The 21,454-nt window shown below is 38.0% G+C and carries 19 protein-coding genes; all 19 read left to right on the plus strand.

The window, feature by feature from the left end; genetic code table 11:
• Window positions 1-25 precede the first annotated feature (25 nt).
• The 19 genes from hslV (at window position 26) to EUC40_RS08015 (ending at window position 21,442) form a co-directional block, all read left to right on the plus strand.
• Window positions 26-568: an ATP-dependent protease proteolytic subunit HslV gene (hslV, locus tag EUC40_RS07925; protein WP_000526272.1), complete on the plus strand. Its 543-nt coding sequence runs from the start codon at window positions 26-28 to the stop codon at window positions 566-568.
• Window positions 569-590: 22 nt separating this feature from the next.
• A complete protein-coding gene (gene hslU, locus EUC40_RS07930) occupies window positions 591-1,982 on the plus strand; it encodes an ATP-dependent protease ATPase subunit HslU (protein ID WP_071713235.1) in 1,392 nt (463 codons plus the stop codon).
• 77 nt (window positions 1,983-2,059) lie between these two features.
• Entirely contained in the window at window positions 2,060-2,839 is a 780-nt protein-coding gene (codY, locus tag EUC40_RS07935; protein WP_000421290.1) for a GTP-sensing pleiotropic transcriptional regulator CodY, read from the plus strand.
• A 349-nt stretch (window positions 2,840-3,188) separates the two neighbouring features.
• Window positions 3,189-3,890: a 30S ribosomal protein S2 gene (gene rpsB, locus EUC40_RS07940; RefSeq protein WP_000111485.1), complete on the plus strand. Its 702-nt coding sequence runs from the start codon at window positions 3,189-3,191 to the stop codon at window positions 3,888-3,890.
• 103 nt (window positions 3,891-3,993) lie between these two features.
• The gene (gene tsf, locus EUC40_RS07945) at window positions 3,994-4,881 is read left to right on the plus strand and encodes a translation elongation factor Ts (protein ID WP_001018582.1); all 888 of its coding nucleotides are present in this window, start codon (window positions 3,994-3,996) and stop codon (window positions 4,879-4,881) included.
• Between the two features lie 66 nt (window positions 4,882-4,947).
• Window positions 4,948-5,670 (plus strand): UMP kinase, encoded by a 723-nt coding sequence (pyrH, locus tag EUC40_RS07950; RefSeq protein ID WP_000042664.1) that lies wholly within the window; start codon window positions 4,948-4,950, stop codon window positions 5,668-5,670.
• Between the two features lie 2 nt (window positions 5,671-5,672).
• Complete coding sequence (gene frr / locus EUC40_RS07955) at window positions 5,673-6,230, plus strand: ribosome recycling factor (protein WP_000531503.1); 558 nt, start codon at window positions 5,673-5,675, stop codon at window positions 6,228-6,230.
• Window positions 6,231-6,315: 85 nt separating this feature from the next.
• Window positions 6,316-7,092: an undecaprenyl pyrophosphate synthase gene (gene uppS, locus EUC40_RS07960; RefSeq protein WP_000971299.1), complete on the plus strand. Its 777-nt coding sequence runs from the start codon at window positions 6,316-6,318 to the stop codon at window positions 7,090-7,092.
• 17 nt (window positions 7,093-7,109) lie between these two features.
• Window positions 7,110-7,901: a phosphatidate cytidylyltransferase gene (gene cdsA, locus EUC40_RS07965; RefSeq protein WP_000813585.1), complete on the plus strand. Its 792-nt coding sequence runs from the start codon at window positions 7,110-7,112 to the stop codon at window positions 7,899-7,901.
• 23 nt (window positions 7,902-7,924) lie between these two features.
• Window positions 7,925-9,067: a 1-deoxy-D-xylulose-5-phosphate reductoisomerase gene (gene dxr, locus EUC40_RS07970; RefSeq protein WP_000790362.1), complete on the plus strand. Its 1,143-nt coding sequence runs from the start codon at window positions 7,925-7,927 to the stop codon at window positions 9,065-9,067.
• Window positions 9,068-9,083: 16 nt separating this feature from the next.
• A complete protein-coding gene (gene rseP, locus EUC40_RS07975) occupies window positions 9,084-10,340 on the plus strand; it encodes an RIP metalloprotease RseP (RefSeq protein ID WP_001090247.1) in 1,257 nt (418 codons plus the stop codon).
• A gap of 109 nt (window positions 10,341-10,449) precedes the next feature.
• Window positions 10,450-12,150 (plus strand): proline--tRNA ligase, encoded by a 1,701-nt coding sequence (locus EUC40_RS07980; protein WP_071713237.1) that lies wholly within the window; start codon window positions 10,450-10,452, stop codon window positions 12,148-12,150.
• A gap of 124 nt (window positions 12,151-12,274) precedes the next feature.
• A complete protein-coding gene (locus EUC40_RS07985; RefSeq protein WP_071713238.1) occupies window positions 12,275-16,576 on the plus strand; it encodes a PolC-type DNA polymerase III in 4,302 nt (1,433 codons plus the stop codon).
• Between the two features lie 332 nt (window positions 16,577-16,908).
• Window positions 16,909-17,379: a ribosome maturation factor RimP gene (gene rimP / locus EUC40_RS07990; protein WP_000359095.1), complete on the plus strand. Its 471-nt coding sequence runs from the start codon at window positions 16,909-16,911 to the stop codon at window positions 17,377-17,379.
• Window positions 17,380-17,396: 17 nt separating this feature from the next.
• Window positions 17,397-18,503 (plus strand): transcription termination factor NusA, encoded by a 1,107-nt coding sequence (nusA, locus tag EUC40_RS07995; protein WP_000102601.1) that lies wholly within the window; start codon window positions 17,397-17,399, stop codon window positions 18,501-18,503.
• An 11-nt stretch (window positions 18,504-18,514) separates the two neighbouring features.
• Window positions 18,515-18,787, plus strand: coding sequence for an RNase P modulator RnpM (rnpM, locus tag EUC40_RS08000; RefSeq protein ID WP_000071127.1), 273 nt, complete (start codon window positions 18,515-18,517; stop codon window positions 18,785-18,787).
• Complete coding sequence (locus tag EUC40_RS08005) at window positions 18,788-19,099, plus strand: YlxQ family RNA-binding protein (protein ID WP_001286528.1); 312 nt, start codon at window positions 18,788-18,790, stop codon at window positions 19,097-19,099.
• Window positions 19,100-19,103: 4 nt separating this feature from the next.
• Window positions 19,104-21,164 (plus strand): translation initiation factor IF-2, encoded by a 2,061-nt coding sequence (infB, locus tag EUC40_RS08010; RefSeq protein WP_000036351.1) that lies wholly within the window; start codon window positions 19,104-19,106, stop codon window positions 21,162-21,164.
• Window positions 21,161-21,442 carry a DUF503 domain-containing protein gene (locus EUC40_RS08015; RefSeq protein WP_000582364.1) on the plus strand — a complete coding sequence of 94 codons (282 nt, stop codon included), beginning with the start codon at window positions 21,161-21,163 and terminating at the stop codon, window positions 21,440-21,442. Before infB ends, EUC40_RS08015 begins: the two co-directional genes overlap by 4 nt.
• Window positions 21,443-21,454 lie beyond the last annotated feature (12 nt).

Consider the following 21,454-nt stretch of genomic DNA (forward strand, 5'->3'; position numbering starts at 1 on the left):
AAAAACATATAAAGGAGTTTTTTCTATGGGAAATTTCCACGCTACAACGATATTTGCAGTTCATCATAATGGAGAATGTGCAATGGCTGGAGATGGCCAGGTAACAATGGGAAATGCTGTTGTAATGAAACATACAGCTCGTAAAGTTCGCAAGCTTTTTCAAGGTAAAGTTTTAGCTGGTTTTGCAGGTTCAGTTGCTGACGCGTTCACTCTTTTCGAAATGTTTGAAGGGAAATTAGAAGAGTATAATGGCAACTTACAGCGTGCCGCTGTTGAAATGGCAAAACAATGGCGTGGCGATAAAATGTTACGTCAACTAGAAGCGATGCTCATTGTCATGGATAAAACAACTATGCTCCTTGTCTCAGGTACAGGAGAAGTGATTGAACCGGATGATGGTATTTTAGCAATTGGATCTGGTGGGAATTATGCGCTTTCAGCAGGTCGTGCTTTAAAGCAATATGCAAGTGAACACTTAACAGCGAAGCAAATTGCGAAAGCGAGTTTAGAGATTGCTGGCGATATTTGTGTTTATACAAACCACAATATAATTGTGGAAGAATTGTAGAATCGTAAGGGAGGCATTTTATATGCATTTACATTTTACTCCGCGTCAAATTGTGGAAAAATTAGATCAATACATTATCGGTCAAAAAGATGCGAAGAAAGCGGTTGCTGTAGCTTTAAGAAATCGATACCGCCGAAGTAAATTAGCTGAAGATTTACGTGATGAAATTGCGCCTAAAAATATTTTAATGATTGGACCGACAGGTGTTGGTAAAACAGAGGTAGCACGACGAATGGCGAAACTCGTTGGAGCACCTTTTATTAAGGTTGAAGCTACGAAATTTACAGAAGTTGGATATGTAGGTAGAGATGTAGAGTCGATGGTACGTGACCTTGTGGAAACGTCAGTTCGTATCGTGAAAGAAGAAATGGTAATTAAAGTACAGGACAAAGCAGAAGAGCAAGCGAACCAACGTCTTGTTGAAATTTTAGTGCCAAGTCCAGAGAAGCAATCTGGATTTAAAAACCCATTAGAAATGCTTTTTGGTGGGGCTCAAAATTCGAATCAAACATCTGATGTGCAAGAAGATGTTGAAATTGAAAAGAAACGTCAAGATGTGGAAAGAAAGCTTGCTGCAGGACTTCTTGAAGATGAAATCGTATCGATTGAAGTGACTGAACAACAGTCCTCCATGTTCGATATGTTACAAGGAACTGGTATGGAACAAATGGGAATGAATTTCCAAGATGCATTAGGAAGTTTTATGCCGAAAAAAACGAAAAAACGTAAACTTTCTGTAAAAGAAGCAAGAAAACTCTTGACAAATGAAGAGGCACAGCGCTTAATTGATATGGATGAAGTTACACAAGAGGCTGTTTATCGTGCTGAACAGCTCGGGATTATTTTTATCGATGAAATTGACAAAATTGCTGGTAAGCAGTCGAATAGCGTAGATGTATCACGTGAAGGCGTGCAACGTGACATTTTACCAATTGTAGAAGGATCGAATGTTGCGACAAAATACGGATCAGTAAAAACGGATTATATTTTATTCGTTGCAGCTGGAGCGTTTCATATGTCTAAACCGTCGGATTTAATTCCGGAATTGCAAGGGAGATTTCCGATTCGAGTAGAATTAACGAAATTATCGACAGATGATTTTGTGAAAATATTAATCGAGCCTGACAATGCGCTAATTAAACAATATATGGCATTATTAGCGACTGAAGGTATAGAAATTGAATTTTCAGACGAAGCTATTCGTAAGATTGCTGAGATTGCTTATCAAGTTAATCAGGATACAGATAATATTGGAGCAAGAAGACTTCATACGATTATGGAGAAGCTCCTTGAAGATTTATCGTTTGAAGCATCTGAAATTACGTTAGAGAAAATAACGATAACACCTCAATACGTTGAGGAGAAATTAGCAACAATTGCTAAAAATAAAGATGTGAGCCAGTTTATTTTGTAATAGTGTCATCAGGTGACTCGCCCTAGTTTCCAAGTGATGAAAAAATATGTGAGTAATATGTAGGAGGAACTTTTGAAATGGAATTATTAGCAAAAACGAGAAAATTAAATGCGTTATTACAGAGCGCAGCAGGGAAGCCTGTAAACTTTAGAGAAATGTCTGACACAATGTGTGAAGTAATTGAAGCGAACGTATTCGTAGTAAGTCGTCGTGGTAAATTACTAGGTTATGCGATTCACCAACAAATCGAGAATGAGCGTATGAAACAAATGCTTGCTGAGCGTCAATTCCCAGAAGAATATACGCAAAGCTTATTCAACATTACAGAAACATCTTCAAACTTAGATGTAAACAGTGCTTACACAGCATTCCCAGTAGAAAATAGAGAATTATTCGGTCAAGGTTTAACTACAATCGTACCGATCGTTGGTGGCGGTGAGCGTCTAGGTACATTAGTATTAGCTCGTCTTGGTCAAGAGTTCTTAGACGATGATTTAATCCTTGCTGAATACAGTTCAACTGTAGTAGGTATGGAAATCTTACGTGAAAAAGCAGAAGAAATCGAAGAGGAAGCACGTAGTAAAGCTGTTGTTCAAATGGCGATTAGCTCATTATCTTACAGTGAGTTAGAAGCAATCGAGCATATCTTCGAAGAATTAAATGGAACAGAAGGTTTACTTGTTGCAAGTAAAATTGCTGATCGCGTAGGAATTACTCGTTCTGTAATCGTAAATGCACTACGTAAATTAGAAAGTGCTGGTGTTATTGAATCTCGCTCTTTAGGTATGAAAGGAACATACATTAAAGTGCTAAACGACAAGTTTCTACAGGAACTTGCTAAATTAAAAACAAACTAATTTATAAAACTCTCCTCATTTTTTGAGGAGAGTTTTTGTGTATAAAAGATTGATGGTGTTTGTAAAAAGCGTCATAATCGTGTTCTTTGGAAAAGCTATGAATTGAATTTCATTTTTTTGCTTAAAAGAAATGCAGGTTGGTAATACTAGAATTCGAGTGTGAATAAAGAAAGTTTTACATTGTTCGCATTTTCGACTTGATTGTAATATTTCAGTATGATATAGTAAGCAGTGGTGTCAGTACAAAGTACACACGTTTACTGATTTAAGTGTTGGTGCTACGTTTGTAGTTTCGCTTAGAGATGAAGTAAACGGAGGATATCAAAAACCATTTAGGAGGAACTATATTATGTCAGTAATTTCTATGAAGCAATTGCTTGAAGCTGGTGTTCATTTCGGACATCAAACTCGTCGTTGGAACCCAAAAATGAAGCGTTACATTTTCACAGAGCGTAACGGTATCTACATCATCGACTTACAAAAAACTGTGAAAAAAGTTGAGGAAGCTTACAGAACGATGCGTGACATCGCTGCTGAAGGTGGAGACATCTTATTCGTAGGTACTAAAAAACAAGCACAAGAAGCTATTAAAGAAGAAGCAACTCGTGCTGGTATGTACTTCGTTAACCAACGTTGGTTAGGTGGAACTTTAACAAACTTCCAAACAATCCAAAAGCGTATCAAGCGTCTTAAAGACATCGAAAGAATGCAAGAAGATGGTACTTTCGAAGTACTACCTAAGAAAGAAGTTGTTCAACTTAAAAAAGAGTTAGAGCGTCTTGAGAAATTCTTAGGCGGTATTAAAGATATGAAAGGTCTTCCAAGTGCATTATTCGTAGTAGACCCTCGTAAAGAGCGTATTGCAGTTGCTGAAGCACGCAAATTACACATTCCAATCATCGGTATCGTTGATACAAACTGTGATCCAGACGAAATCGATCACGTTATCCCAGCAAACGATGATGCAATTCGTGCTGTAAAACTTCTTACATCTAAAATGGCAGACGCGATCCTTGAAGCAAAACAAGGTGAAGAAACTGTTACTGCGTAACAAATTTGGAAAGGTGATAAGGGGTTCGGCCTTTTATCACCTTTTTTAAGGTATAAACACCTTTATAAAAGGTATAAATACATATTTTAGGAGGATGAAAAGTATGGCAATCACTGCACAAATGGTAAAAGAATTACGTGAAAAAACTGGCGCAGGTATGATGGACTGCAAAAAAGCTTTAACAGAAACTAATGGCGACATGGAGAAGGCAATTGACTTCTTACGTGAAAAAGGTATTGCGAAAGCTGCTAAAAAAGCAGACCGCATTGCTGCTGAAGGTTTAACTTTCATCGAAACAAACGGTAACGACGGTTTAATCTTAGAATTAAACTCAGAAACTGATTTCGTTGCGAAAAACGAAGGTTTCCAAACATTAATTAAAGAATTAGCTGCTCACCTATTAACTAACAAACCAGCTAACGTTGAAGAAGCTATGGCTCAAACAATGGAAAATGGTAAAAAAGTTGAAGAGCACATCAATGAAGCAATCGCTAAAATTGGTGAAAAACTTACACTTCGTCGTTTCGAAATCGTAACAAAAACTGATGCAGATGCATTCGGTGCTTACCTACATATGGGTGGACGCATTGGTGTTCTAACAGTTCTTGAAGGTTCTACTGATGAAGCAGCTGCTAAAGATGTTGCAATGCACATCGCTGCAGTTAACCCTAAATACATCGACCGCGATGCTGTAACAGCTGAAGAAGTTGAGCATGAGCGTCAAGTATTAACACAACAAGCATTAAACGAAGGCAAGCCTGAAAAAATCGTTGCAAAAATGGTTGAAGGCCGTCTAGGCAAATTCTTCGAAGAGATTTGCTTACTTGACCAAGCATTCGTTAAAAACCCTGATATGAAAGTTCGTCAGTTCGTTGAGTCTAAAGGCGGAACATTAAAAGGATTCGTTCGCTACGCTGTTGGTGAAGGTATCGAAAAACGCGAAGACAACTTTGCTGAAGAAGTAATGAACCAAGTAAAAGGTAGCAACTAATACAGATTAGGGAACACTTTGTGTTCCCTTTTTTAAAATAAAGATGTAAGCAATTGGAGGTTCATTATGAGTAAACCGAAATATAATCGTGTCGTTTTAAAGCTAAGCGGAGAAGCTTTAGCTGGCGAACAAGGATTTGGAATTAACCCAGCTGTTATTAAATCAGTTGCGGAACAAGTGAAAGAAATTGCAGAACTTGATGTAGAGGTTGCTGTTGTTGTTGGTGGCGGGAACATTTGGCGTGGGAAAATTGGAAGTGAAATGGGCATGGATCGTGCAGGAGCAGATTACATGGGCATGTTAGCTACAGTTATGAATTCGTTAGCACTTCAAGATAGCTTGGAGAATATCGGAATCCAAACTCGCGTACAAACTTCAATTGAAATGCGTCAAGTGGCAGAACCTTACATTCGTCGTAAAGCAGTTCGTCACTTAGAGAAGAAACGTGTTGTAATCTTTGCAGCAGGTACAGGTAATCCTTACTTCTCTACAGATACAACGGCAGCATTACGCGCAGCTGAAATCGAAGCTGATGTTATCTTAATGGCGAAAAATAATGTGGATGGCGTATATAGTGCAGATCCATCTATTGATCCGACAGCTACGAAGTACGAAACACTTACTTACCTAGATGTATTAAAAGAAGGTTTAGGAGTAATGGATTCTACGGCTTCTTCTTTATGTATGGATAATGATATTCCATTAATTGTATTCTCGGTTATGGAAAAAGGTAATATTAAACGTGCCGTTTTAGGCGAAAATATCGGAACAGTTGTAAGGGGGAAATAAATATGGGACAACAAGTATTGAAGTCTTCAAATGAAAAAATGGAAAAAGCAGTTGCTGCTTATTCTCGTGAATTAGCAACAGTTCGTGCTGGCCGTGCAAGCGCGTCTGTATTAGATAAAGTACAAGTTGATTACTATGGTGCACCAACACCTGTTGTGCAATTAGCGAACATTACAGTTCCAGAAGCACGTTTACTAGTAATTCAACCTTATGATAAAACTTCTATCGGTGATATCGAAAAAGCAATTTTAAAAGCTGATTTAGGCTTAAACCCTTCTAATGATGGAACTGTAATTCGTATTGCATTCCCTGCATTAACAGAAGAGCGTCGTCGTGATCTTGTAAAAGTTGTCAAAAAATATGCTGAAGAAGCAAAAGTTGCTGTTCGTAACGTACGTCGTGACGGTAACGATGATCTTAAGAAGCTTGAAAAAGCTGGCGAGATTACAGAAGATGATTTAAGAGGATATACTGAAGATATCCAAAAAGAAACAGATAAATATATTGCAAAAGTTGACGAAATCGCAAAAAACAAAGAAAAAGAAATCATGGAAGTGTAATAGCGATACCTTCGCAAATATGACCCTCTTCTTAAGGGGGTCTTTTTACACTTTTAGGCATACGTCTGCTTGCTGGAGGGTATGAATGATGTTTAAAAACTTTCCTTTTTTTAAAGGTAAAAAGGACACATCGTTTGATCATCTCGTTGAAGAAGTGAAAAAAGGATACATCCCAGAACATATTGCTATCATTATGGATGGTAATGGAAGATGGGCAAAGAGGAGAGCAATGCCTCGTATTGCGGGACATCATGAAGGTATGCAAGTTGTAAAGAAAATTACAAAATTTGCAAGTAAACTTAATGTGAAAGTATTAACTCTCTATGCTTTTTCAACTGAGAACTGGAAAAGACCGAAAAAGGAAGTTGATTATTTAATGAAGCTTCCGGAAGAATTTTTAGGTACATTTTTACCAGAATTGATTGAAGAGAACGTACAAGTCCGAGTAATAGGGCAACAAGATCGTCTTCCTACGCATACACGCAGAGCGATGGAAAAAGCCATGGAAGATACGAAAGAGAATACGGGATTAATTCTTAATTTCGCGTTAAACTATGGAAGTCGAGATGAAATCGTTTCTGCTGTGCAACATATGATGAAAGATAGTGAGGAAGGAAAAGTTCGTGTTGAAGATGTAAGTGAAGAAATGCTTTCTTCCTACTTAATGACGAGTTCTTTACCTGACCCAGAGTTGTTAATCCGTACGAGCGGAGAGCTACGTATTAGTAATTTCATGTTATGGCAAATTGCATATTCGGAATTTTGGTTTACAGATGTGTATTGGCCAGATTTTACCGAGGAACATTTGCTAAATGCGATTACAGACTTTCAACATAGAGGGCGCAGATTCGGAGGCGTGTAGAAAGAGAGGGTTTGGTAGTGAAACAGAGAATTATTACTGGAGTGGTTGCTGCCGCGCTATTCATTCCCATCGTAATTTACGGTGGCGTGCCTTTTACGGTTTTAGTGTATGCACTTGCTTCTATAGGTTTATATGAATTAATTCGTATGAATAAGCTTACGCTTATTTCAGTACCAACAGTTTTAGCTGCAGTATTATTATGGATTATTTTAATTCCAAGTAGTGCATCAGAACTGTTTACATGGATTGGATTAGGTAAATTAGAAATCACATTTGTGATTGTTTTATTACTTTTATCATATACAGTCCTTTCCAAGAATACATTTACTTTTGACAATGCTTCATTTTTACTAATGGCAACAACATATGTTGCAATGGGATTCTTATATTTAAATGAAACGAGAATATTAGGAATTAAATATGTGTTTTGCGCATTATTTGTTATATGGGCTACTGATTCAGGCGCATATTTCGTAGGTAAAGCGTTAGGAAAAAGAAAATTATGGCCAGAAATTAGTCCAAATAAAACGATTGAAGGTTCATTAGGTGGCATCGTTTGTGGAATTGTTGTGGCACTTGTTTACAATATGTTCTTCCCAGTTGAGGCTAATGTAGGGATTTTAATTGTGTTGACAATTATCATTTCTATTTTTGGACAAATTGGTGATTTAGTACAATCTGCTTTTAAACGTCATTATGGCGTAAAAGATTCAGGTACAATTTTACCTGGACATGGTGGTATATTAGATCGAACAGATAGTTGGTTATTCGTTTTACCAATTCTCTACTTCTTATTACAATACAATTAATAAATGAACGAGGGGTTGGAGTCATGAAAAACATTAGTTTATTAGGTGCAAGCGGATCAATTGGTACACAAACTTTAGATGTATTACGCTCGCACCCAGACCAATTCCGTCTCGTTGCTTTTTCTGTAGGGAAAAATATTGACTACGCAGTAAAGGTCATTCAAGAATTTTCTCCGCAAATTGTCTCTGTGCAAAGAGAGGAAGATGTTTTAAAATTACAAGCTGTCTCTGGTAATACAAAAATTGTATATGGTAGTGAAGGACTTTTAGAAGTAGCACTACATCCAGATGCGGAGATAGTAGTAAATGCTGTTGTAGGTAGTGTAGGGTTGTTACCAACACTTCGTGCAATTGAGGCAAAAAAAACAATTGGAATTGCAAACAAAGAAACGTTAGTAACTGCAGGGCATCTTGTAATGGAAGCAGCGCGAAAACATAATGTTTCGTTACTTCCAGTAGACAGTGAACATTCAGCTATTTTTCAATGCTTGAATGGTGAAAATGAAAAAAGAATTTCTCGACTAATTATAACGGCTTCTGGTGGAAGTTTCCGTGATAAAACGAGAGATGAATTGCATCATGTGACCGTAGAAGATGCGCTTCGACATCCAAACTGGTCAATGGGTTCGAAAATTACAATTGATTCTGCTACAATGATGAATAAGGGACTAGAAGTAATTGAAGCACATTGGCTTTTTGGTATCCCGTATGAGCAAATCGATGTTGTTTTACATAAAGAAAGTATTATTCATTCTATGGTTGAATTTGAAGATCGTAGTGTAATGGCACAGCTTGGCTCACCTGATATGCGAGTACCAATTCAATACGCACTTACATATCCTGATCGATTACCTCTTTCAGATACAAAGCAGTTAAATTTATGGGAAATGGGAACATTGCATTTTGAGAAAATGAATCAAGAACGTTTCCGTTGCCTACGTTTTGCGTATGAAGCTGGAAAAACAGGTGGAAGTATGCCAGCTGTAATGAATGCAGCGAATGAAGTAGCTGTTGAAGCTTTTTTACAAAAGAGAATTGGTTTCTTAACAGTGGAAGACCTCATTGAAAAAGCAATGAACCATCACAATGTCATTGCACGTCCGAGCTTAGAGGAAATTCTGGAAATTGATGCAGCCACAAGACGGTTTGTGATGGAACAAATTTAGCAAAGGTGGTATGGAATTGAATACAGCGATTGCCTTTATATTAATTTTCGGTGCACTCGTATTTTTCCATGAGCTAGGGCATCTATATTTCGCAAAAAGAGCAGGTATTTTATGCCGTGAGTTTGCGATTGGTTTTGGTCCGAAAATATTCTCATTTGAAAAGAATGAAACGGTGTATACGATTCGATTACTGCCCCTTGGTGGCTATGTAAGAATGGCTGGCGAGGATGCAGATACGGTTGAGTTAAAGCCTGGGAAAAAGGTTGGCCTTGTATTAAATGAAAAAGACGAAGTTGTAAAATTAGTTTTTGATGGATATGAAAAGTATCCAAATGTTCGCGTTATTGAAGTGGAACAAGCTGAGTTAGAACATAATTTAACAATTTCGGGCTATGAAGAATACGAGGAGGAGCTTCAAACATTCCGAGTGAATGAAAAGGCTCGTATCATTACTGCTGGGGAAGAAATTCAAATTGCTCCGTACAATAGGCAGTTTGGCTCTAAGAAATTAGGTCAACGCGCTTTAACAATCTTTGCGGGTCCTGCAATGAACTTCATTTTAGCATTTGTTATTTTTGTGATTCTTGGATTTGTACAAGGGGTTCCCGTTGACAAACCAATGGTTGGAAAAGTGATGGAGAATAGTGCTGCAGAGCAAGCTGGATTAAAAGAAAACGATACAATTCAAGCAATTAATGGGAAAAACACAAGTACATGGAAAGATGTTGTTACCATTGTACGTGAAAACCCGAATAAAGAAATTACGTTACAAGTAAAACGTGATAGTGAACAGTTTAATGTGAAAGTAACGCCAACACTTGATAAAGAAGGTAAAGAAGAAGTTGGTAGAATTGGTGTTTACTCTCCTGTAGAGAAAACAGTGATGGGTTCTATTAAATCAGGTTTTGAACAAACTTATCAGTGGACGAAACTAATTTTTGAGTCTCTTGTGAAATTAGTAACTGGTCAATTCTCTATTAATGAGTTGTCAGGTCCAGTAGGAATTTATAATCTAACAGATCAAGTTGTAGATTATGGATTTACACGTGTATTAAGTTTAGCGGCAGTTTTAAGCATTAACCTTGGTTTATTTAATTTACTACCAGTTCCTGCTTTAGACGGTGGACGTTTGTTCTTCTTCTTAATTGAAGCATTACGAGGGAAACCAATTGACCGTCAAAAAGAAGGAATGGTTCACTTTATTGGCTTTGCATTATTAATGTTACTTATGTTAGTTGTAACATGGAATGACATTCGTAAGTTTTTCTTGTAAAATAAAGTGAAACTTATAATGAAATAGAGCTCGTAGAATAAAATCCCTCACCTAACTCGAGGTGAGGGGTTTTACTGCGTGTAAGAGTAAAATGAAGAGGTGCGAATAAATGAAACAAAGTATGGTATTCAGTCCTACATTACGTGAAGTTCCAGCTGATGCTGAAATTAAAAGTCATCAATTATTACTTCGCGCAGGTTTTATGCGTCAAAATGCTTCTGGTATTTATAGTTTTCTACCATTCGGTTTAAAAGTACTGCATAAGGTAGAACGTATCGTTCGAGAAGAAATGGAACGTGCAGGAGCTGTAGAATTATTAATGCCGGCTATGCAAGCAGCAGAACTATGGCAAGAATCAGGTCGTTGGTATTCTTACGGATCTGAATTAATGCGTATGAAAGATCGTAATGCTCGTGAATTTGCATTAGGAGCTACACACGAGGAAGTAATTACTGATCTTGTACGTGATGAAGTAAAATCATATAAAAAATTGCCGTTAACATTATATCAAATTCAAACGAAGTTCCGTGATGAACAAAGACCTCGTTTCGGTTTATTACGTGGAAGAGAGTTTCTAATGAAAGATGCATACTCTTTCCATGCTACACAAGAGAGCTTAGATGAAGTATACGATCGTTTATACAAAGCGTACTCTAATATTTTTGCTCGTTGTGGTTTGAATTTCCGTGCAGTCATTGCTGATTCTGGAGCAATGGGCGGAAAAGATACACATGAATTTATGGTATTATCTGAAGTCGGTGAAGATACTATTGCATACTCTGATACATCTAATTATGCAGCGAACATCGAAATGGCTCCTGTTGTAGCTACATATACGAAGAGTGACGAAGCAGAAAAAGCACTTGAAAAAGTAGCAACACCAGACCAAAAAGCAATTGAAGAAGTATCTGCATTCTTAAACATTGAAGCTGACAAGTGTATTAAGTCTATGGTATTTAAAGTAGATGAGAAATTAGTAGTGGTACTTGTTCGTGGTGATCATGAAGTAAACGATGTAAAAGTGAAAAATGTATACGGTGCTTCAGTTGTTGAGCTTGCCTCTCATGAAGAAGTAAAACAACTATTAAATTGTGAAGTTGGTTCATTAGGACCGATTGGTGTAACAGGTGATATCGAAATTATCGCTGACCATGCTGTAGCATCAATTGTCAACGGATGCTCAGGAGCGAACGAAGAAGGATTCCATTATGTAAATGTAAATCCAGAACGTGACTTTAAAGTAAGTCAATATACAGATTTACGCTTCATTCAAGAAGGAGACCAATCTCCAGACGGAAATGGAACAATTCTTTTCGCACGCGGAATTGAAGTTGGTCATGTATTCAAATTAGGAACTCGTTATAGTGAAGCCATGAATGCAACGTTCCTAGATGAAAACGGGAAAACACAACCACTTATTATGGGTTGTTACGGTATCGGTGTATCTCGTACAGTGGCAGCAATTGCAGAGCAGTTTAATGATGAGAGCGGTTTAGTTTGGCCTAAAGCTGTCGCACCGTTCCATGTGCATGTAATTCCAGTGAACATGAAATCTGATGCACAACGTGAAATGGGTGAAAGTATATACAGCTCATTACAAGAGCAAGGTTATGAAGTGTTATTAGATGACCGTGCAGAACGTGCAGGTGTTAAATTTGCAGATGCAGATTTATTCGGCCTTCCAGTTCGTGTTACAGTTGGTAAAAAAGCAGACGAAGGTATTGTAGAAGTGAAAGTACGTGCTACAGGCGAGTCTGAAGAAGTGAAAGTAGAAGAACTTCAAACATATATTGCTAATATTTTAAAATAAGAAGAGGTACCTCGTAATGAGGTACCTTCTCTTTCTTTGTAAACGTATTTTGTAAAAGAAGAAGGTAGAAATCTTTCTTTGTAGTACGTTTCAATTTATAATAGCAAATGGAAGGAGAGTGCTTATGTCTTTAACAAATGAACAACAAGAGCGATTTCAAATTTTGCTCCAGCAGTTGCAAATACCAGAAGACCTTATAAATCAATATTTACATGGCGGTGGTATTGAAAAGCTAGTTATCGATAAAGCAAATAAAAGTTGGCATTTTGACTTACAAGTGCCACGTATTTTGCCAACAGAATTATATGAATTGCTAGAAACAAAGCTTAAGCAATCATTTTCTCATATTGCAAGAACAACATTTGCATTAGAAACAGAGAATAAACAATTTACAGAAGAAGAAGTGAGGGCGTATTGGCCACTTTGTACGGAACGAATTACATTTTCACCTATGTTTGCGTACTTAAAAAAACAACTTCCACAAGTGAATGGCGTGAAGTTGCTAATAAATGTAAATAATGAGCTAGAATCTACTGCTCTAAAGAAAAACGTTGCGAAACCAGTAGGTGAACAATATGAAGCTTTTGGATTTCCACGTTTTCAGTTAGACACACATATAAAACAAAATGTAGAAGAAATGCAAAAGTTTCGTGAGCAAACGCAGCAAGAAGACCGCGAGCGTGTTATACAAGCTATGGAAGAAATGGCGAAGAAGCAAGCTGAAGAAAGCAGCGTTGTGCATGAAGGACCGATTACACTCGGGTATCTGATTAAGCCAGATGAAGAGATTACACCGATGCGAGAAATTCAAGATGAAGAAAGAAGAAAAACGGTTCAAGGATATGTCTTCCATGTGGAAACAAAAGAGCTTCGTAGTGGACGTACGTTATTAACGTTAAAAATAACGGATTATACAGATTCTATTATGATCAAAATGTTCTCACGTGATAAAGAAGATATTCCAATGCTACAATCCTTGAAAAAAGGAATGTGGGTGAAGGCTCGTGGTTCTGTCCAAAATGATACATTCGTTCGAGATCTAGTAATGATTGCAAATGATATTAATGAAATAACAGGACCGTCTCGTAAAGATAAAGCGCCAGAAGGCGAAAAACGTGTAGAGCTGCACCTTCATACTCCAATGAGTCAAATGGATGCTGTTACGCCTGTCTCTAAGCTTGTTGCCCAAGCAGGGAAATGGGGGCATGAGGCTATTGCGGTTACAGACCATGCTGTTGCTCAGTCTTTCCCGGAAGCATACTCTGCGGGTAAAAAGGCTGGGGTTAAAGTTATATACGGTGTAGAGGCAAATTTAGTTAATGATGGTGTACCGATAGCATATAACGAAGCGCATCGTTTACTGGCAGAGGAAACGTATGTTGTTTTCGACGTTGAGACGACAGGGTTATCAGCTGTGTACGATACAGTTATTGAGTTGGCGGCTGTAAAAGTAAAAGGTGGCGAAATTATTGACCGCTTTGAATCTTTCGCAAATCCACATCAACCACTATCGGCGACGATTATTGAATTAACAGGTATAACAGATGATATGTTAACAGATGCTCCAGAAGTGGACGAAGTGTTTAAAAAGTTTGAGGAATGGATGGGAGACCATACACTTGTTGCTCATAACGCAAGCTTCGATATGGGCTTCATTAACGTAGGTTTCAAAAAGGCGGGGCTAGAAAAAACGAATAACCCAGTTATTGATACGTTAGAACTTGCACGATTCTTATTCCCAGAAATGAAAAATCATCGATTAAATACGATGTGTAAAAAGCTTGATATTGAATTAACGCAACATCACCGTGCGATTTATGATACTGAAGCAACGGGATATTTACTTGTGAAAATGTTAAAAGATGTGATTGAAAAAGGTTTTGAATATCACGATCAATTAAATGATAGCATGGGACAAGGGGATGCATATAAACGTGGACGTCCAAGTCATATGACATTACTTGCTACATCAGACGTTGGATTGAAAAATTTATACAAACTTGTTTCTTATTCTCATCTGAATTACTTTTACCGTGTACCACGTGTACCAAGGTCACTATTAAAAAAATACCGTGAAGGAATTTTAGTAGGAACAGCTTGCGATAAAGGTGAAGTGTTTGAGGCAATGATGCAAAAAGCTCCAGAAGAGGTAGAAGAAATTGCGCAGTTCTATGATTACATTGAGGTAATGCCTCCAGAGGTGTTACGTCATTTAGTAGAACGTGAGCTTGTTCGAGATGAGGGGCAATTAAAAACAATTATTTCTAACTTAGTAAAACTAGGTGAGACGTTAGATAAACCAGTTGTCGCTACAGGAAACGTGCATTATTTAGATCAAGAGGATGCAATGTATCGCAAAATTTTAGTCAGCTCGCAGGGTGGAGCTAATCCATTAAATCGACATTCGTTACCGCCTGTACATTTCCGTACAACAGATGAAATGTTAGAGTGTTTCTCATTCTTAGGTGAAGATACAGCGAAAGAAATTGTTGTCACGAATACACAAAAAATTGCATCATTAATTGGCGATGTTCATCCAGTAAAAGATGATCTATACACACCGAAAATTGAAGGTGCAGATGATGAAACGCGTGATATGAGTTATGAAATGGCGCGTAGCATTTATGGCGAAGAGCTACCTGAAATTGTAGAAGCGCGTTTAGAAAAAGAATTGAAAAGTATTATTGGACACGGATTCGCCGTAATTTATTTAATTTCACATAAGCTTGTGAAAAAATCGTTAGTAGACGGATATTTAGTAGGTTCGCGTGGATCGGTAGGTTCATCATTCGTAGCAACGATGATGGAAATTACAGAGGTAAACCCATTACCACCACATTATGTATGTCCGAAGTGTAAGCAATCCGAATTCTTTAATGATGGTTCTGTAGGTTCTGGTTTTGACTTGCCAGATAAAAGTTGTCCAACATGTAATGTTCCTTATGTAAAAGATGGACATGACATTCCGTTCGAAACGTTCCTAGGATTTAAAGGAGATAAGGTACCCGATATCGATTTGAACTTCTCTGGAGAATACCAACCACGTGCCCATAACTATACGAAAGTACTGTTCGGTGAAGATTATGTATATCGTGCAGGAACGATTGGTACAGTTGCAGAGAAAACGGCTTATGGATATGTAAAAGGCTATGCAAATGATCATAACTTAACGATTCGAAATGCAGAGATTGACCGCTTAGTAGCAGGATGTACCGGTGTAAAACGTACAACCGGACAGCATCCAGGTGGTATTATCGTTGTGCCAGATTACATGGACATCTTTGATTTCTCACCAATACAGTTTCCGGCAGATTCAATAGGGGCTGAGTGGAGAACGACACACTTTGATTTCCACTCGATTCATGATAACTTATTGAAACTTGATATACTAGGACACGATGACCCGACAGTTATTCGTATGTTACAAGATTTAAGTGGTATTGATCCGAAAACAATCCCAACGGACGATCCGGAAGTAATGAAAATTTTCTCTGGCCCAGAATCGTTAGGCGTAACGGAAGAACAAATTAACTGTAAAACAGGTACACTTGGTATACCAGAGTTTGGTACGAAATTCGTAAGACAGATGTTAGAAGAGACAAAACCTACGACATTCTCAGAGTTAGTGCAGATTTCTGGACTATCACATGGTACGGACGTATGGCTCGGTAATGCAAACGAGTTAATTTATAACGGTACATGTACGCTGAGTGAAGTTATCGGTTGTCGTGATGACATCATGGTATATTTAATCTATCAAGGTTTAGACCCATCATTAGCTTTCAAAATCATGGAGTCGGTACGTAAAGGTAAAGGTGTACCAGAAGAATGGGAAGAGGACATGAAAAGTAATAACGTACCAGGTTGGTATATTGATTCATGTAAGAAAATCAAGTACATGTTCCCAAAAGCCCATGCGGCTGCTTACGTACTTATGGCTGTACGTATTGCATACTTTAAAGTGCATTTCGCGCTTCTATTCTATGCGGCTTACTTTACAGTTCGTGCGGATGACTTTGATGTAGAGGCGATGGCGAAAGGCTCGGCATCTATACGTGTGAGAATTGATGAAATTGCGCAAAAGGGACTCGATGCTGCGCCAAAAGAGAAGAGTTTATTAACAGTACTAGAAATGACACTTGAAATGTGTGAACGTGGATACTCATTCCAAAAGGTTGATTTATACCGCTCACATGCAACAGAATTTATTATTGATGGCGACTCATTAATTCCTCCATTTAATGCAGTGCCTGGTCTAGGTACGAACGCTGCTTTAAGTATTGTAGAAGCGCGTAAAAATGGCGACTTCTTATCAAAAGAAGACTTACAGCAACGCAGTAAGGTTTCGAAAACGATAATTGAGTATTTAGATAGTCAAGGTTGCTTAGGAGATTTGCCGGATCAAAACCAGTTATCACTGTTCTAATAGGTAGGAAAAGTCTTTGCAAATCAACATTTGCTATGGTATACTATTAACCGAGATAACCATGTCATGTATATTGTGTGAAAAAAAGAGTGGGGAAACCCACTCTTTCGTGTTACTATCTACGTTTTATTGATGTAGAGAGGTAAGAAATTTCTGTCGTATATACATATTTTGTTACAAGTTTTACTTCTTAAATTTGGTAATACTAAGACAGATATTCCCTGCTTAACGGCAGGGGCTTTTGTTAGCTAACGAGAAAGAATAAGATAGACCGTTCTATGGACGGAGTCTTTTCTTGTAAATGGTACATGGCGGCAGGAAGGAGGCTGTTTATGGATAAGAAAGTCACAGAAGTTGTAGAAGCATTTGCGCAGCCGATCGTTGAAGAGTTAAATCTTGAACTTGTAGATGTAGAGTATGTGAAAGAAGGACAAGACTGGTTCTTACGCGTATTCATCGATTCTGAAAAGGGAGTCGACATTGAAGAATGCGGTGCGGTAAGTGAACGTTTAAGCGAAGCTTTAGATAAAGAGGATCCAATTCCTCATCTTTACTTTTTGGATGTATCATCTCCTGGAGCGGAACGCCCATTAAAGAAAGAGAAAGACTTCCAGCAAGCGGTAGGAAAACAAGTGGCAATTAAAACATATGAGCCGATTGACGGTGAAAAAATGTTTGAAGGCAAACTGCTTTCTTACGATGGTACAACAATAACATTATTATTAACAATTAAAACACGTAAAAAAGAAATCCAAATTCCAATGGATAAAGTTGCAAATGCGCGACTTGCTGTTACGTTTTAGTTAGAAGGGGGATCTTCATGAGCACTGAGTTGTTAGATGCCTTGCTCGTATTAGAGTCAGAAAAAGGAATTAGCAAAGATATTATTATTGATGCGATTGAAGCAGCGTTAATCTCTGCTTATAAGCGCAATTTTAATCAAGCACAAAACGTTCGTGTGAGCTTTAACCCAGAAGTGGGAACAATTCAAGTTTTAGCACGTAAAGACGTAGTAGATAATGTGTTTGATCCACGTCTTGAAATTTCTGTAGAGGAAGCAAGACAAATTAATCCAAACTACCAAGATGGTGACGTACTAGAAATCGAAGTAACACCAAAAGATTTCGGTCGTATTGCAGCACAAACTGCTAAACAAGTTGTAACACAAAGAGTGCGTGAAGCAGAGCGCGGTGTTATTTACTCTGAGTTTAGTGACCGTGAAGAAGATATTATGGTTGGTATTGTACAACGTCAAGATGCTCGTTTCATCTATGTAAGCTTAGGGAAAGTAGAAGCTTTATTACCTGTAAGTGAGCAAATGCCTAATGAGCAATACAAACCACATGATCGTATTCGCGTATTCATTACGAAAGTAGAAAAAACAACAAAAGGACCACAAATTTACGTATCACGTACACATCCTGGTCTTTTAAAACGTTTATTCGAAATGGAAGTTCCTGAAATTTATGATGGAACGGTAGAGATTCGTTCTGTAGCACGTGAAGCTGGCGATCGTTCTAAAATCTCTGTATATGCAGAGAACATTGACGTGGATCCAGTAGGTTCTTGTGTAGGACCGAAAGGACAACGTGTACAACGCATTGTAGACGAATTAAAAGGTGAAAAAATTGACATCGTTCGCTGGTCAAATGATCCAGTTGAATATGTTGCAAATGCTTTAAGCCCATCACAAGTTGTTAAAGTGCTTGTAGATGAAGAAGAAAAAGCGACAACTGTTGTTGTTCCAGACCACCAGCTATCATTAGCTATCGGTAAGCGTGGACAAAATGCGCGTCTTGCGGCTAAATTAACAGGCTGGAAAATTGATATTAAGAGTGAGTCTGATGCGAAACAACTTGGTATTGTAACAGAAGAAGATAGCGTAATCGCATTCGGATTCGATTCTGTTGAAGACGAAATCGAATAGAGGTGATGAGTATGAGCAATCGAAAAGTTCCGTTACGAAAATGTGTTGCGACGCAAGAAATGAAATCAAAACGAGAGCTCGTTCGCATTGTTCGTTCCAAAGAGGGAGAAGTGTCCATTGATTTAACTGGAAAAAAATCAGGACGAGGTGCATACTTGTCAAAAGATAAAGAAAGCATTCTTCAAGCTCAAAAGAAAAATGTTTTGGAACATCATCTAAAAGCGAAAATCGACGGTTCTCTATACGAAGAGCTTCTTGAGCTTGTTGAGAAGGAGTCGAAATAAGTGTCCGATTGGAAATCGTTTTTAGGACTAGCAAACCGGGCCCGAAAACTTATTTCGGGTGAAGAACTCGTTTTAAAAGAAGTACGAAGTGGCAAAGCAAAGCTTGTATTGCTATCTGAAGATGCGTCAGCAAATACTACAAAACGCATCACGGATAAAACGACGTATTACAACGTACCAATGAGAAAGGTCGAAAATCGACAACAATTAGGGCATGCGATTGGGAGAGATGAGCGAGTCGTTGTAGCTGTGTTAGATGAAGGCTTTGCGAAAAAGCTGCGTAGCATGCTCGATACAAATTACCGGGGGTGAAGGTATGAGTAAAATTCGAGTGCATGAATATGCAAAACAACATAATATCTCAAGTAAAGATCTTATGACAAAACTAAAAGAAATGAATATCGAGGTTTCGAATCATATGACAATGTTAGACGATGAAGTAGTAAACAAATTAGATAATGAGTACCAAGCAGAAAAACCTTCTGTTGCAGATGAGTTTGAAGTAGAAGAAAAGGTTGTTCGTAGTAAAAAGAACAGCAACAAGAAAAAGAAAAAAGGTAAAGGTAACGAAGACAAGCGTCAAGATAACTTTGCTGGAAGACAACAAACACAAATAGTAGAAACACCAGATAAAATTACTTTCTCTGGAAGCCTTACAGTAGGTGAGCTTGCTAAAAAATTAAGCAAAGAGCCGTCTGAAATTATTAAGAAACTCTTCATGCTAGGAATTATGGCAACAATTAACCAAGACTTAGATAAAGATACAATTGAGTTAATTGCTACTGATTACGGTATTGAAGTAGAAGAAGAAGTAATTGTAAGTGAGACTGAATTTGAAACATTCATCGATGAGCAAGATGATGAAGAGAACTTAAAAGAACGTCCAGCTGTAGTTACAATCATGGGACACGTTGACCATGGTAAAACAACATTACTTGACTCTATTCGTAACTCAAAAGTGACTGCTGGCGAAGCAGGTGGAATTACTCAGCATATTGGTGCATACCAAGTTGAAGTAAATGATAAGAAGATTACTTTCTTAGATACGCCTGGTCACGCGGCATTTACAACGATGCGTGCTCGTGGTGCGCAAGTAACTGATATTACAATTCTTGTTGTTGCAGCTGATGACGGTGTTATGCCACAAACAGTTGAAGCGATTAGCCATGCGAAAGCAGCTGGAGTACCAATTATTGTAGCTGTGAATAAAATGGATAAACCAGCAGCAAATCCTGATCGCGTAATGCAAGAATTAACAGAATATGAATTAGTTCCAGAAGCATGGGGTGGAGATACAATCTTCGTACCAATCTCTGCGATTCAAGGCGAAGGAATTGACAACTTACTAGAAATGATTCTTCTTGTAAGTGAAGTAGAAGAATATAAAGCAAATCCAAATCGCTATGCGACTGGTACTGTAATTGAAGCACAACTTGATAAAGGTAAAGGAACTATCGCGACATTACTTGTTCAAAACGGTACACTTCGAGTTGGAGACCCAATCGTTGTTGGTACATCATTCGGACGTGTTCGTGCAATGGTAAGTGATATTGGTCGTCGTGTAAAAGTTGCTGGTCCATCAACTCCTGTTGAAATTACAGGTTTAAATGAAGTACCACAGGCTGGAGATCGTTTCATGGCATTCGCTGATGAGAAGAAAGCTCGTCAAATCGGTGAATCACGTGCACAAGAAGCGTTACTTGCACAACGTGGTGAGAAATCTAAATTAAGCCTTGAAGATTTATTCCAACAAATCCAAGAGAGCGATGTAAAAGAAATTAACTTAATTGTAAAAGCAGACGTACAAGGTTCTGTAGAAGCAATGGCAGCATCACTTCGTAAAATTGATGTTGAAGGCGTAAAAGTTAAAATCATTCACACTGGTGTAGGTGCGATTACAGAATCTGATGTTATTTTAGCTTCTGCATCTAATGCAATTGTAATTGGATTTAACGTACGTCCAGATGTGAACGCGAAGCGTACAGCTGAATTAGAGAACGTTGATGTTCGCTTACACCGTATTATCTACAAAGTAATCGAAGAAATTGAATTAGCAATGCAAGGTATGCTTGATCCAGAATTCGAAGAAAAAGTAATCGGTCAAGCGGAAGTTCGTCAAACGTTTAAAGTAACAAAAGTTGGAACAATCGCAGGTTGTTACGTAATAGACGGTAAAATTACACGTGATAGTGGCGTTCGTATTATCCGCGATGGTATAGTAATTTTCGAAGGACAACTTGATACGTTAAAACGTTTCAAAGACGACGTAAAAGAAGTTGCACAAAACTATGAGTGTGGTATTACAATTGAGAGATATAATGATCTTAAAGAAGGGGACATTATTGAAGCATACATTATGGAAGAAGTGAAGCGATGATTATCGCTTCACTCTCATTCGAGTGTATGATTTACGATGTGCATTCTTTAAAAGAGAAACGAGCAATTTTGCAACGGGTGCTAACTCGTGTGAAGCAGCGTTATAACGTAGCTGTTTCAGAAGTAGGGCATCAAGATGTATGGCAACGTACGGAAATTGCAATTGTTTCTGTATCCTCCAATCGTGTTATCTGTGAAAAAGAAATGAATCGTGTACTTGAGTACATCGATTCATTTCCTGAAATTGAACGTACGATAACACAATTGGAATGGTATTGAATGAGGTGAAGA

This window comes from Bacillus luti (genome assembly GCF_009739945.1).
Taxonomy (GTDB): domain Bacteria; phylum Bacillota; class Bacilli; order Bacillales; family Bacillaceae_G; genus Bacillus_A; species Bacillus_A luti.

Coding starts and splice junctions, on each gene's coding strand:
- hslV (WP_000526272.1), top strand. CDS start 26: ATGGGAAATTTCCACGCTACAACGATATTTGCAGTTCATCATAATGGA.
- EUC40_RS07980 (WP_071713237.1), top strand. CDS start 10,450: ATGAAACAAAGTATGGTATTCAGTCCTACATTACGTGAAGTTCCAGCT.
- rimP (WP_000359095.1), top strand. CDS start 16,909: ATGGATAAGAAAGTCACAGAAGTTGTAGAAGCATTTGCGCAGCCGATC.
- EUC40_RS07985 (WP_071713238.1), top strand. CDS start 12,275: ATGTCTTTAACAAATGAACAACAAGAGCGATTTCAAATTTTGCTCCAG.
- uppS (WP_000971299.1), top strand. CDS start 6,316: ATGATGTTTAAAAACTTTCCTTTTTTTAAAGGTAAAAAGGACACATCG.
- frr (WP_000531503.1), top strand. CDS start 5,673: ATGGGACAACAAGTATTGAAGTCTTCAAATGAAAAAATGGAAAAAGCA.
- hslU (WP_071713235.1), top strand. CDS start 591: ATGCATTTACATTTTACTCCGCGTCAAATTGTGGAAAAATTAGATCAA.
- tsf (WP_001018582.1), top strand. CDS start 3,994: ATGGCAATCACTGCACAAATGGTAAAAGAATTACGTGAAAAAACTGGC.
- dxr (WP_000790362.1), top strand. CDS start 7,925: ATGAAAAACATTAGTTTATTAGGTGCAAGCGGATCAATTGGTACACAA.
- rnpM (WP_000071127.1), top strand. CDS start 18,515: ATGAGCAATCGAAAAGTTCCGTTACGAAAATGTGTTGCGACGCAAGAA.
- rpsB (WP_000111485.1), top strand. CDS start 3,189: ATGTCAGTAATTTCTATGAAGCAATTGCTTGAAGCTGGTGTTCATTTC.
- nusA (WP_000102601.1), top strand. CDS start 17,397: ATGAGCACTGAGTTGTTAGATGCCTTGCTCGTATTAGAGTCAGAAAAA.
- EUC40_RS08015 (WP_000582364.1), top strand. CDS start 21,161: ATGATTATCGCTTCACTCTCATTCGAGTGTATGATTTACGATGTGCAT.
- pyrH (WP_000042664.1), top strand. CDS start 4,948: ATGAGTAAACCGAAATATAATCGTGTCGTTTTAAAGCTAAGCGGAGAA.
- codY (WP_000421290.1), top strand. CDS start 2,060: ATGGAATTATTAGCAAAAACGAGAAAATTAAATGCGTTATTACAGAGC.
- infB (WP_000036351.1), top strand. CDS start 19,104: ATGAGTAAAATTCGAGTGCATGAATATGCAAAACAACATAATATCTCA.